Source organism: Mesorhizobium sp. M0761, from assembly GCF_040320205.1.
Lineage (GTDB): Bacteria > Pseudomonadota > Alphaproteobacteria > Rhizobiales > Rhizobiaceae > Mesorhizobium.
In genome coordinates this window covers 66,156-78,988 of record NZ_JAMYPF010000012.1, presented here as the reverse complement: position 1 = coordinate 78,988, position 12,833 = coordinate 66,156, and the positions used below count along the sequence as shown (strand labels likewise).

Annotated in this window: 11 protein-coding genes and 2 pseudogenes; 5 read left to right on the top strand and 8 right to left on the bottom strand. The window is 64.2% G+C overall.

Annotation, left to right across the window (positions count from 1 at the left end):
- Positions 1–26: 26 nt before the first annotated feature.
- Positions 27–659 (bottom strand): trimeric intracellular cation channel family protein, encoded by a 633-nt coding sequence (locus NKI32_RS20020; protein ID WP_023683056.1) that lies wholly within the window; start codon positions 657–659, stop codon positions 27–29.
- A gap of 133 nt (positions 660–792) precedes the next feature.
- Entirely contained in the window at positions 793–1,422 is a 630-nt protein-coding gene (gene grpE, locus NKI32_RS20015; RefSeq protein ID WP_023691975.1) for a nucleotide exchange factor GrpE, read from the bottom strand.
- Positions 1,423–1,681: 259 nt separating this feature from the next.
- Here grpE and NKI32_RS20010 point away from each other — a divergent pair, with 259 nt between their 5' ends.
- Together NKI32_RS20010 and NKI32_RS20005 are read left to right on the top strand one after the other, a co-directional pair.
- Complete coding sequence (locus NKI32_RS20010) at positions 1,682–1,882, top strand: hypothetical protein (protein WP_023669766.1); 201 nt, start codon at positions 1,682–1,684, stop codon at positions 1,880–1,882.
- An 84-nt stretch (positions 1,883–1,966) separates the two neighbouring features.
- Positions 1,967–2,989, top strand: a complete 1,023-nt coding sequence (locus NKI32_RS20005) for a fatty acid desaturase (RefSeq protein ID WP_023669767.1) — start codon at positions 1,967–1,969, stop codon at positions 2,987–2,989.
- A 319-nt stretch (positions 2,990–3,308) separates the two neighbouring features.
- Here NKI32_RS20005 and NKI32_RS20000 read toward each other — a convergent pair whose 3' ends face one another.
- From NKI32_RS20000 to cysG, 5 genes are all read right to left on the bottom strand, one after another.
- Complete coding sequence (locus NKI32_RS20000) at positions 3,309–3,842, bottom strand: DUF934 domain-containing protein (RefSeq protein WP_023669768.1); 534 nt, start codon at positions 3,840–3,842, stop codon at positions 3,309–3,311.
- A gap of 117 nt (positions 3,843–3,959) precedes the next feature.
- Positions 3,960–4,724, bottom strand: a complete 765-nt coding sequence (locus NKI32_RS19995) for a phosphoadenylyl-sulfate reductase (RefSeq protein ID WP_353003292.1) — start codon at positions 4,722–4,724, stop codon at positions 3,960–3,962.
- On the bottom strand, positions 4,699–6,369 hold the full coding sequence (locus NKI32_RS19990) for a nitrite/sulfite reductase (RefSeq protein WP_352597570.1): 1,671 nt from the start codon (positions 6,367–6,369) through the stop codon (positions 4,699–4,701). The genes NKI32_RS19995 and NKI32_RS19990 overlap by 26 nt, the downstream gene beginning before the upstream one ends.
- 35 nt (positions 6,370–6,404) lie before the next feature.
- Positions 6,405–6,698 (bottom strand): DUF2849 domain-containing protein, encoded by a 294-nt coding sequence (locus tag NKI32_RS19985; protein WP_023691980.1) that lies wholly within the window; start codon positions 6,696–6,698, stop codon positions 6,405–6,407.
- A complete protein-coding gene (gene cysG / locus NKI32_RS19980; protein ID WP_353003290.1) occupies positions 6,695–8,146 on the bottom strand; it encodes a siroheme synthase CysG in 1,452 nt (483 codons plus the stop codon). Before cysG ends, NKI32_RS19985 begins: the two co-directional genes overlap by 4 nt.
- 416 nt (positions 8,147–8,562) lie before the next feature.
- Here cysG and NKI32_RS19975 point away from each other — a divergent pair.
- Positions 8,563–9,011: pseudogene (locus NKI32_RS19975) on the top strand (baeRF12 domain-containing protein).
- A 189-nt stretch (positions 9,012–9,200) separates the two neighbouring features.
- Positions 9,201–10,957: pseudogene (locus NKI32_RS19970) on the top strand (cation:proton antiporter domain-containing protein).
- 22 nt (positions 10,958–10,979) lie between these two features.
- Here the strand turns inward: NKI32_RS19970 and NKI32_RS19965 are convergent.
- Complete coding sequence (locus tag NKI32_RS19965; RefSeq protein WP_353003288.1) at positions 10,980–11,789, bottom strand: AraC family transcriptional regulator; 810 nt, start codon at positions 11,787–11,789, stop codon at positions 10,980–10,982.
- Between the two features lie 111 nt (positions 11,790–11,900).
- Between NKI32_RS19965 and NKI32_RS19960 the strand changes: the two genes are divergently transcribed.
- Positions 11,901–12,821 carry a zinc-binding dehydrogenase gene (locus NKI32_RS19960; protein ID WP_353003286.1) on the top strand — a complete coding sequence of 307 codons (921 nt, stop codon included), beginning with the start codon at positions 11,901–11,903 and terminating at the stop codon, positions 12,819–12,821.
- The last annotated feature ends 12 nt before the right edge of the window (positions 12,822–12,833 follow it).

Below are 12,833 nucleotides of genomic sequence, written 5' to 3'. Positions count from 1 at the left end.
TATTCCCTATTCCCTAATCCCTCTTCCTACGGAATATCCTCCGGTCGCCGTCCCGGGCGGCTCTTGTAGGACGGAAAGGTCCAGCCGAATTTCAGCGCGCCGCCGCGCACCAGGAAAGCCGCGACGAAGCCGGCGATATCCGAGGCGAGCGGCGGCAGGCCGGCAAGATCGCCAAGTGTGTAGAGGCCGGCGCCCGCGAGTGCGGCGGTGACGTAGATTTCGGGCCTGAGCAGCACCGATGGCTCGCCGGCCAGCAGATCGCGCAGGATGCCGCCAAATGTGGCGGTCAACACGCCCATAACAACGGAGACGACCGGCGAGCCGGTGATGGCCAGCCCCTTGGCCGCGCCCATTACGGAAAAGGCCGCCAATCCGATGGCGTCGAGCCAGAGCAGCCATTTCCAGCGGGATTCGACGCGGTGGGCGATGAAGAAGACCAGCACCGCAACCGCCGCGCAAACCAGCACATAGCCGGAGTTGGCGACCCAAAAGACGGGCAGGTTGAGGATGACGTCGCGAAGCGTGCCGCCGCCAATGCCGGTGACGCTGGCCAGAAACAGGAAGCCGATAATGTCGAGCTGCTTGCGCGAAGCCGCCAACGCCCCGGTCGCGGCAAAGACGGCGACGCCGGCATAGTCGAGGAGGTCGATGGGTGTCAGGGACATGAGGTAGTAGGGATTGGGAATTAGGGAAAGTATGAATAACACGAAGCCGCGCGATTGATACGCCTGCCCCTATTCCCTATTCCCTATTCCCTATTCCCTATTCCCTACTCCCTACTGCCTACCCTACTCACGCATCCTTCTCGGCCTGCTCGTTCACCGGCCCCGGCTCGACCGGCGCTTCGGTGGCCGCGATCTTGGGGCCGCCCTTGGCGACCCCGACCATGGCCGGCCGCAGCACGCGCTCGCCGATCGAATAGCCCGGCTGCACGACCTGGACGACGGTGTTGGCCGGCACATCGGGATTGGGCACTTCGAACATCGCCTGGTGGAAATTCGGGTCGAACTTCTCACCTTCCGGTTCGAGCTTCTTCACCCCATGCCGTTCCAGCGTCGACAGCATGGCGCGCTCGGTGATCTCGACGCCGTCGATCAGCGCCTTGAAGCCGGCATCTCCGGCCGCTTTCGCCTCGGCGGGGATAGCATCGAGCGCGCGGCGCAGATTGTCCGACACCGACAGCATGTCGCGGGCGAAATTGGCCACCGCATAGGCGCGCGCATCATGCACGTCGCGGGCGGTGCGGCGGCGCAGATTCTCCATCTCGGCTGCGACGCGCAGCGCGCGGTCCTTCAGCTCCTCGTTTTCCTTCAGCAGCCGCACCAGCGCTTCATAGTCGCCGTCGATGCCGCCTTGCGTGCGCTCGGCCTCGGCCGTTTCGATATCCTCGGGCGCGCGTTCGTCTTTTGTCTGGTCGCTCATCGCCATTTCCCGTCATTCGAATGGTTTGGATTTGCGCCCGATATCGAGGTTTGGCGGCCAAAAATCAAGGGGCAAGCCCAGGAGGACGCCCCACAGCAGGCAATGTTGCGGGCTGCCCGTCGGACTTGGTGCGGGGCGCAAGGACGTTCAAAATTAATTCAAACTTTACCGTAACGGCAGCCTTTGCTTGCCAATACCCCGCTATGGGGAACCATTCAAAGCTTGGAGGAGTTTTGAAACCGACACAGGATTTGAGACAATGGACCGCAATACTGGCAACAGAAGCGAAGAGCTCGCCGCCGACATCAGGCGCCAGTTCGGCACCGAGGCGACGACGCGCTTCTTGCGCACCTTGCCGGCCTTCCGCACCGAGGCCGACATTCCCGCCCGTTTCCGGGATCTGCTCGACCGGCTGGACGGCATAGAAGCCAGCATGGCCGGCGGCCAACGCCGTCAATAGCGATGCTATCGCGCGACAATTACGCGCAGTAATTTTGCGTGAGCTTTTCCTTGCGGCAGCGGGACGCCCCGCCTATGCTTCCTGATGAACATGATTTCCCCCGAGACGGCCGCCAACAGCAAGCGCGCCTGGTTGAAGATCCTGGCGCGCTACAAGAAGCCCGACCGGCGACGCAGCACTCTTGAACTCGCCATCACCCTTATTCCTTTCGTTACGCTGTGGGCGCTGTCTTCGGCAGCCTATTCCTATGGCCACTGGTGGGGCTTGATCCTGATCCTTCCCGCCGCCGGTTTTCTGGTGCGGATCTTCATGATCCAGCACGATTGCGGCCACGGCTCCTTCTTCGCCAACCGCACTGCCGACGACTGGATCGGCCGCGCGCTCGGCGTGCTGACGCTGACCCCTTACGATTGCTGGCGGCGCGCGCACGCCACCCATCACGCCAGCGCCGGCAATCTTGACGAGCGCGGCATGGGCGATATCAGGACGTTGACGGTTGCTGAATACCGGCAGCTGTCTTGGCGGGGACGCCTTGCCTATCGTCTCTACCGCCATCCCCTGGTGATGTTCGGCCTTGGCCCGATCTGGCTGTTCATCTTCGAGCAGAGGCTGCCGGTCGGCATGATGCGCGGCGGCCTGACGCCCTGGGTGTCGTCGATGACCACCAATCTCGGCATCGCGGTCGCGGCAGCGCTGCTTATCTGGCTGGTCGGCCCCGGCGCTTTCCTGATCGTCCATTTGCCGATCGTGATCCTGGCCGGATCGGCCGGAATCTGGCTGTTCTACGTCCAGCACCAGTTCGAGGAGACGGAATGGGCGAAGGACGAAGAGTGGGAATTCCAGCGTGCCGCCCTGCACGGCTCGTCCTATTATGATTTGCCGCCGGTGCTGAACTGGTTCACCGGCAATATCGGCGTCCATCACGTGCACCATCTCTCGGCCAAGGTGCCGGGCTACCGGCTGCAGGAAGTGCTGCGCGACTATCCCGAACTGCGCGGCATCGGCCGCGTCACGCTCCTCGACAGCCTGCGCTGCGTCAAGCTTGCGTTGTGGGACGAGAACCGCCGCAAGCTGGTCTCGTTTCGCGAAGCGCGGGCCTTGGCCTAAAAGCAATTCCAGCAAAGTGTGAGGCGGTTTTCCGGGCTTTCGCTTGGGAATTCCGTAAGACAAAGAAAAAAACCGCCGCACCGAAGGCGCGGCGGCATCTCCCAAAAACCGGCTCAGGCAGCCTTGCGCTCCTCGCGCATCCAGACCTTGCAGCCCTGATCATGTCAGGCGCCTTTTCGGCGATCATGATGGACGGTGCATTGGTGTTGCCGCCGATGAGCGCCGATTCCTCCCTCGCGCCCGGCGGATATTTCCGTCCGGACAGCCAGGAGAAGGCCCGATCACAGTCTTTGTAAAGACAGGCGGAATTACCGTCGCGTCAGCTGTTGCGAACGCGCCGCCAGGAGTATTTCGGCCCCTTCGGCTCCGACGCTTCGGTCGGCTGATAGTAAAGGCCCAGCCCGCCTGTGCGGCCTTCTTCGAGGCGCTTCAGCAGAACCGGGTTGGAGATCTCGAACTCGTCGAAGCCGAGGCGCAGCATATGCGGCAGCTGGTCGACGAGCACCTGGCCCGTGGCGCGGACCGCGCCCTCGAAATCGTAGCGGCTGCGCAGCAATTCGCCCTTGGAAAACGAGCGGCCGTCGCTGAAGGCCGGAAAGGCCAGCGCCACCAGCGACAGCTGGTCGAGCAGATCCACGATCTTTTCCAGCTGGTCGCCCGGCAGCAATGCGACGCCCAGCCGCTCCTTGGCCGAGCGCCGCACCTCGGCATCAAGGCCGAGAAATGCCTGCAACGGCAGGATGAAGCGGCCATTGCCCGCCAGTGCATCCGCACTTTCGGCATGTGTCCACTCGTCTTCGCGAAAACCCGTCCGGGTCCAGAGGCGGGTCTCCGCTGTGGTCTGTTCAGTCATAGAAAATTCCTAAAGCCCTAAAAATCGAAAGTCCGCGAAAGCCGGTCCACACGAAACCGGCGGCCTCCGAGCGGAAGCCGCCGTTGCAGGCCAGCCTCACCTGAATATCACCATAGCTTAAAGGAATGCGTCGGTCAGCGATACTTCCAGTCCCGACAGATGGATGCCGCACTCGGTCTTGGCATGACCGGCCCAGCGTCCGCTTCGCGCATCCTCGCCCGGCTGCACCGGCTGCGTGCATGGGAAGCAGCCGATCGACAGATAGCCGTACGCAACCAGCGGATTTTCGCGCAGCGCATGCGCGCGCATGTAGTCAGCCTGGTCGGATGTCGTCCAGTGCGCCAGCGGATTGACGCGTACGCGCGGGCCGACCGCCTCGAACACCGGCAGCGCGGCTCGCGTCGCCGCCTGGAAGCGCTTCCGGCCGGTCAGCCAGGCGCGGAAGGGGGCGACGCCGCGCGCCAGCGGCTCGACCTTGCGCACGTCGCAGCAGGCATCGGTATTGCTCTGGTGCAGATTGCCGGTCGGATCGACCCGCTCGAGCGCCGCGTCTTCGGGCTTGATCACCCTGATGTTGGTCAGCCCGAAATCGGCGACCAGCGCATCGCGATAGCCCAGCGTCTCTCCGAAATGCTTGCCGGTGTCCAGGAAGATGACCGGCAGCGTGCGGTCGACCTTGGCGATCATATGCAGCAGGACGGCGGAATCCGCGCCGAAGGACGACACGGCGGCGATCTCGTCATGAAACAATTCGCTCGCCGCGCGTTCGATGATGTCGAGCGGGCTCAGATGTCCATACAGCGCGTCGAAGCCCGCCGCTTTGGCGGCGATGCTGTCGTCGACGTCGACGATGCGGTCAAGCGGCCTTGGTTTCGCCAGCATAGAGCGCCTCCTTGAACGGCGCGGGACCGACACGGCGGTAGGCGTCGATAAAACGTTCACTGGGACCGAGCCGAAGGCCGAGATAGGTGTCGACGATCTGCTCGATGGCGTCCGTGATCTCTTCCGATGAGAAGCCGCGGCCGATGATTTCGCCAACCGAGGTGTTCTCGTCGGCCGATCCGCCAAGCGTCACCTGGTAGAGTTCGGAGCCTTTCTTCTCGACGCCGAGGATACCGATATGGCCGACATGGTGATGTCCGCAGGCATTGATGCAGCCGGAAACCTTCAGCTTCAATTCGCCGATCTCGCGCTGCCGCTCCAGCGAGGCGAAGCGAAGCGAAATCTCCTGCGCGATCGGGATCGAGCGCGCTGTCGCCAGCGCGCAATAATCGAGGCCAGGGCACGCGATGATGTCGCTGATCAGGTTGGAATTGGCCGTCGCGAGGCCAATGTCGACCAAAGCGTCGTAGACCGCTTTCAAATCGGCGCGCGCCACATGCGGCAGGATCAGGTTCTGCTCATGGCTGACGCGCAGTTCGTCGAACGCGTATTTCTCGGCGATGTCGGCGACCGCTTCCATCTGGCTGTCGGTGGCATCGCCCGGCACTTCGCCGATACCTTTCAGCGAAATCGTCACCGCGGCATAGTCGGGATGGCGATGCGTCACGACATTCTGGTCGAGCCAATCCGAGAAGCTTTTGGAATCGAGCCGCGCCAGCTTGATCGCCGCGTCGCCTTCCGGCCGGGCGGTCAGTGCCGGCGGCGCGAAATAGGCGTCGATGGCACGGATGTCGGCTTCCGGCAGCTTCAGCTCGGCGTCCTTCAGCTCCTGCCATTCGGCCTCGACCTGGCGGGTGATTTCCTCGACGCCGGTCTCGTGGACGAGGATCTTGATGCGCGCCTTGTACTTGTTGTCGCGGCGGCCATAGAGGTTGTACACGCGCAGGATCGCCGTGCAGTAGGACAGCAGGTCGGCTTCCGGCAGGAAGTCGCGGATCTTGCGCGCCACCATCGGCGTGCGGCCCTGGCCGCCACCGACATAGACGGCAAAGCCGAGCTCGCCGGCGGCGTTCTTCTTCAGATGCAGACCGATATCATGCGTCTGGATGGCGGCGCGGTCGCGCTCGGCCCCGGTCACCGCGATCTTGAACTTGCGCGGCAGGAACGAGAATTCCGGATGCACAGACGACCATTGCCGCAGGATCTCGGCATAGGGGCGCGGATCAGCGACCTCGTCGGCGGCGGCGCCGGCAAAGTGATCGGCGGTGACGTTGCGGATGCAATTGCCGCTGGTCTGGATGGCATGCATCTCGACGCTGGCGAGATCGGCCAGGATCGCCGGAATGTCGGACAGCGCCGGCCAGTTGAACTGGATGTTCTGGCGCGTGGTGAAGTGGCCGTAGCCCTTGTCGTATTTGCGCGCGATGTGGCCGAGCATGCGCAGTTGCGCGCTGTTCAGCGTGCCATAGGGCACCGCGATGCGCAGCATGTAGGCGTGCAGCTGCAGGTAGACGCCGTTCATCAGCCGCAGCGGCCGGAACTGATCCTCGGTGATCTCGCCGGACAGCCGGCGTTCGACCTGGTCGCTGAACTCGGCGACGCGGGCCTGGACAAAATCGTGGTCGAACTCATCGTAGCGGTACATGTTTCGTCTTTCAGGGCGCGTCCGCCCGTATTTTGTTAAGCTGCCCGCGCAGCCTGCTTGCCCAGATCTTCCCGGATGGTCGGGCCGGCGGCGCGGATCTTTTCGCGCAGCCGCACCGGCACGACGATGCCATTGACGACTTCAGCGTCGATCAGATTGACGTCGACAACCTGATTGTTGGCGTTGGCCTTGGCGCCGATTGCTTCCAGCCTGTCCTCTGCCGCTTGGTCATGGGCAAGGTCGGCATGGTCGACCGTCTCGGCCCAGCCACCATCGGCGTACCAGACGGCGATGCCGTCGGAGAGGCGGTTTGCGGTCAGTATCTTCATGGCTCGACCTCTGCGTCGGCCGCATTGGCGGCGCTCTCATGACTATGTGCCGCGAGCGGCTCGGAACGTTCAAAGTTGGCGCCGGCAACCGCGTCGCCGATGATGGTCATCACCGGACCAGTCAGATCGGCGCGCGCTTCCAGCGACGGCAAATCGGCCAGCGTGCCGTGGAAACGGCGGCGGTTCTGCAAGCTGGCATTCTCGACCACGGCAACCGCCGTGTCCGGCGACAGGCCGGCCTCGATCAGCCGTCCGGCGACTTCGGCGGCGACCGAGCGGCCCATATAGACGGCGACGGTGGCGCCGGAAATGGCGAGCTTGGCCCAATCCGGCAGCGAATTGCCCTTCAGATCATGGCCGGTGGTGAACACCATCGACGAGGAGACGCCGCGCAGCGTCAGCGGCAGCTCGAAATCGGCGGCGGCGGCAAAGGCGGCGGTGACGCCGGGGACGACATCATAGGCGATGCCGGCATCGCGCAGTGCGGCCATCTCCTCGCCGGCGCGGCCGAACACCAACGGGTCGCCCGACTTCAGCCGCACGACGCGCTTGCCCTGCCTGCCGAGATCGACCAGCAGCGCATTGATCTCGGCCTGGCTCTTGGTGTGGCATCCCTTGCGTTTTCCGACCGGCAGCCGCTCGGCGTCGCGGCGGCCCATGGCGACGATCGCCTCCGGCACCAGCGCGTCATAGACGATGACGTCGGCTTCCATCAAAAGCCGATGCGCGCGCAGCGTCAGAAGATCCTCAGCACCTGGCCCGGCGCCAACCAACGCGATGTGGCCCGAAGCCGGAGCCTTCGACAGCAACAGATCAGTGGCGGCGTCATGCGCCTGCGAAAGCTCGCCGGCTTCGACGGCGCGCGCCGGTGCACCCTGGAAAAAACTGCTCCAGAACTGGCGGCGGGCGTTGCCTTTCGGCAGCAGCTTTTCGGCGGCACCCCGGAACGAGGCGGCAAGCGCTGCCAGCGGCCCGAGCGACGGCGACAGCATGCGGTCGATGCGGCTGCGCAGCATCTGCGCCAGCACCGGACCCGCGCCTTCCGTGCCGATGGCGATGGCGACCGGGGCGCGGTTGACCAGCGCCGGGGTGAAGAAATCGCACAGCTCCGGCCGATCGACGGCATTGACCGGAATGCCAAGGCGGCGCGCATCGTCGGCGACGCGGCGGTCGAGCGTCTCGTCGCCGCTGGCGGCAAACACCAGGATCGCGCCTTCGAGATGCGCGCCGTCGTAGGGGGCGTCGATACGGATGGCGCCGGTCGTGGCGATGAAGCTCAGCAATTCGGCGTCGGCAACATCCGCGATGATGCGCAGTGTCGCGCTTGACTGATCAAGCAGCCGCGCCTTGGCCAATGCTTCGCCTCCGCCGCCGACGATGGCCACGGCTTCGCCTTCGACCCGCATGAAGACCGGGAACGCGGTGAGCTTGGGATTGGCGTGCGGCATGACGAACAGATTCCGGAACAATTCGGCAGTTTTAGGCGCGGACGCGAAAAAGCTGAAGGAACCCACTCGCGCATCCCCTTGCGGGAGGCAATCGCTTTTCCGCAAGCCAAAGGGCCAAGAGAAAAATATTCCACATCCGCATATCAGGCGGATTCAAGCTGCTGCCGAAGGCCTTGTTCTGCGGCTCTTTTATCCGGGAGCCGGCCAAGCTGCAAAATTGTTTTTTCTAAATTCTACCAATTTAGTAGATTAAGCCGTCACCTCGGACATTGCTCCGATAGACGATAGATCGGGCTCGATATGGCTGCGTGCGATCTCGGCGAACGAAGTGGAACGTTCCCGCTTCGCCACGCGTTCTGCCCCTGCCGTAACAGACAATCGTCGGCTGGATTTGAACCTTCAAGCAGGAGCCCCAAATGAGCAAGATCAACCTGAAACATGGCCTTCTGGTCATGGTGGCCGATGGCGAGAAAGCGCTGTTCCTGAAGAACGAGGGCGACAATCTCTATCCGCACCTGCAGCTCTTCCAGGAGATGACCAGGACAATCCAGCAACGCGCGAACAAGGCAGCGACAGTCCCGGCCGCTACAATGACGGCCCCTCCGTGCATCGCAGCGCGGTTGAGGAAACCGACTGGCACCGGCAGGGCAAGGAACGCTTTGCCGAAGAGATCGCGGACCGGCTCTACAAGCTCGCCCATCACGGCATCTTCGACGACATCGTGCTGGTCGCGCCGCCGCTGGTGCTCGGCACCATGCGCAAGAAATTACACAAGGAAGTCACCGACAAGGTGCAGGCGGAGATCCCAAAGACACTGACCAACCGCCCGCTGATCGACATCGAGGCCATGCTGCAGGCGGCGTGACGCATCGATCATCCGGTATTGGCGCGCGCAGCGGTTTTGCTGCGCGGCGCGCGCCAATGGTTTCAGCGCCTCTCGGCACCAATTTACGTCTTGCGGGTTGCGTCGCCCATACCCCCTCCACCATATTGAAAAAGGCGGCGGCTTCGGGCGGCGCACACCCGACATTTCCCGAAAGGCGCTCCATAGACAATGCCGCATGACACGCCCCTTATCGCAACCATCGTCGCGGGTCTGGGGCTGGCATTCATCTTCGGGGCGCTCGCCAACCGGTTTCGCATCCCACCGCTGGTCGGCTACCTCGTCGCCGGCGTGCTGGTTGGGCCGAACACGCCCGGCTTCGTCGCTCATGCCGGCCTTGCCAATGAGCTGGCCGAAATCGGCGTCATCCTGCTCATGTTCGGCGTCGGCCTGCATTTCTCGCTGAAGGATCTTCTCTCCGTCCGCGCCATCGCCGTACCCGGCGCCATCTTCCAGATCGGCTTTGCCACCGCGCTGGGCGCCGGCCTTGCCTGGATGCTCGGCTGGTCGATGGGCGCAGGCCTGGTCTTCGGTCTGGCGCTTTCCGTCGCGTCCACAGTGGTGCTGTTGCGCGCGTTGCAGGAGCGACGGCTGATCGAGACCGAGCGCGGCCGCATCGCCGTCGGCTGGCTGATCGTCGAGGACCTCGCCATGGTGCTGGCGCTGGTGCTTTTGCCGGCGTTGGCCGGCGTGCTCGGCGGCCAGCCGCAGGTCGATGACCATGCGAGCCTTTTGTCGCTGCCGGCCAGCTACGGCATCTGGGGCGTCGTCGGCCTCACGCTGGCCAAGGTCGTCGCCTTCGTCATCGTCATGCTGGTGGTTGGCCGCCGCGTCATTCCGTGGATCCTGCATTACGTCGCCCATACCGGCTCGCGCGAACTGTTCCGGCTGGCGGTGCTGGCGATCGCGCTCGGCGTCGCCTTCGGCGCCGCCAAACTGTTCGGCGTCTCGCTGGCGCTCGGTGCCTTCTTCGCCGGCATGATCATGAGCGAATCCGAGCTCAGCCACCGCGCGGCGGAGGAATCACTGCCGCTGCGCGACGCCTTCTCGGTGCTGTTCTTCGTCTCGGTCGGCATGCTGTTCGATCCGTTCAGCCTGATGAGCAATGGCTGGCCGATCCTCGCGACGCTGGCCATCATCGTCATCGGCAAGTCGCTGGCCGCCTTCGTTATCGTCATCGCCTTCCGCTATCCGCTGGGAACCGCCTTGATGATCTCGGCCAGCCTCGCGCAGATCGGCGAATTCTCCTTCATCCTGGCGGAGCTCGCGACCTGATCCTGGCAGGCGCCATCCTGTCGATCCTGGTCAATCCGCTGATGTTCCTCGCCCTCGACTGGATGAAGCCATGGCTGGACGCGCGCGCCGCCAAGGCAGCACCACCGGAAGAGGCCAAGCCGGTCGGCCCGGCGACGCAGCCCGGACAAGTGGCCTCGGTGGCCGCCGCGGCGAAAGAGAATGGCCCACCGCCACGCACAACGCTTTCGGGCCACACCATCCTGATCGGCTACGGCCGCGTCGGCAGCCTGGTCGGCGCGGCGCTGAAACAGGCATCGCTGCCCTTCCTGGTCATCGAGGACGCCGACAAAACGCTGGCGAGGCTCAGAGACGACGGCGTCGAAATCGTCTCCGGCAATGCGGCCAATGGGGGCGTGTTTGCCGCCGCCAATCCGCAGGGGGCCAAACGCTTGATCCTTGCCATCCCCAACGCGTTCGAGGCCGGGCAGATCGTGCTCAGGGCACGCGCCGCGAATTCCGGCATCAACGTCATAGCGAGGGCCCATTCCGATGCCGAGGTCGAGCATCTCAAAGGCCTCGGCGCCGACACCGTCATCATGGGCGAACGCGAGATCGCCCGCGGCATCGTGCAAGAAGTGCTGGAGCAAAAGCCGATGCCGCGCCCCGAAGCCATTGAGCCCTCCCCGGCCTGAGGCTTGCCCACAGGCGCGTTGATCACGCCACGAAGGCGGAGCCGCCATTATGCGCGACGCTGGCGAGATACTTTGCCGGCGGCTTGCCGAGCGCTTTCTTGAACATGGTGATGAAGGCGGTGACGGAGGCGTAGCCGAGATCGCCCGAAACCTGCTGGACACTCGCACCTGAGGCCAGCTCCCTTATGGCGACGATCAGGTGCAATTGCTGGCGCCAGCGGCCGAAGCTCAGTCCGGTCTCCTTCACCACAAGACGGGCGAGACTGCTTTCTGAGAGCGCGACGCGGTTGGCCCACTCGGCAAGCGTGCTGCGATCGGCAGGGTCTTGCGCCAACGCTTCCGCGATCCGCCGCAAGTGCGGCTCGGCGGAGATCGGCAGATGCAGCTGCTGGACCGGCATGCGCGGCAGTTCGGAGAGCAGGATCGTGGTCAGCAGCACGTCCCTCGCCTCATCCTCCTCCACGCGATCGGCCAGCTCAACGATCAGTTCGCGCAGCAGCGGCGAGATCGACAGCGTGCAGCACCGGTCCGGCAGATCGGCGGCTCCCGGCTCGATATAGACGAAGAAAATCCGCGCATTGGCCGTCGCGATATTGCTGTGTTCCATGCCACCGGGAATCCACACCCCGCAATGCGGCGGCACCATCCACAGACCGCTGGGCACGCGGCAGGTGACGCCACCGCCGAGCGCGAAGACGAGCTGGCCCTTCCGATGCCAATGGGTCGCCACTTCCGCCCTGGTCTCGGTAACCTCGACGCGCACGGCAATCGCAGGTGCCTGCACATCATCGACATGGAAATCGACCCAGGGGTAGCGGAGGGGCTGTCTCACAATTGACCGTTTTTAGCGATTATTCGCCATGATTGCTAAATTCTTTGATGCGGGAAGTCGATAGGCTCCGGTTCGTGGCTGGCATGTCACAAAGTATCAGGAGGGCTTCCCATGCGCGCGCTCGTCATGTCTCCCGACAACCCCACTAGACTGACGCTCGCCGAGGTCGAGGGCCCTCGGCCCCTCCCCAACGAAGCGCTTGTCTGCGTCCACGCTACCTCGTTGAACCGCGGTGAACTGCGCCTGCTCACCATACGCCCGGAAGGCTGGATACCTGGCCAGGACGTGGTTGGAGTGATCAAGCGGGCGGCAGCCGATGGCTCCGGGCCTGCCGTCGGCGCCCGGGTTGTGGCTTTGGTCGACGAGGCCGGCTGGGCCGAACGGGCGGCCGTTCCGACCGACCGTCTCGCCGTCATCCCGGACGATGTCAGCTTCGGGTCCGCCGCCACGCTTCCGGTCGCGGGCACGACGGCTCTCAGGGTCTTGCGCCATGGCGGCGACCTCGCGGGACAGCAGGTGTTGATCACCGGCGCCAGCGGCGCGGTCGGCCGTTTCCAGATCCAGATCGCCCGCGAGCAAGGCGCCGCGGTGACTGCAATCGCCGCCGCCCGGCACGCCGAGGATCTCCGCGGTCTTGGTGCTCACGAAGTCGCCGAGTCGATCGAACTGGCCGAAGGGCCATTCTCTCTGATCACCGAGTCGGTCGGCGGCCAAAGCCTCGCCCATGCCATCGAACGCGTCGCCCCCGGCGGCACCATCGTCATGTTCGGTTCGAGCAGCGGCGAACTCACGCCGGTTGGCTTCAGACAGTTCGTTCCGGGCCATGAGGGAGCGAGGATTCAGACTTTCGCCTACTACACATCCGGTCCAGCAATTGGCGCGGACATCGCCTCGCTGCTCGCTCTGGTCGCGGCTGGCCGGCTGGAAACCCGTGTGTCCATGACCGTGCCGTGGACAGACATCACCCAGGCCCTGGACGCCCTGCGCCAGCGCAGCTTCAGCGGCAAGGCTGTTCTCACCATCGCCGGATGAGCAGTCTGTCAG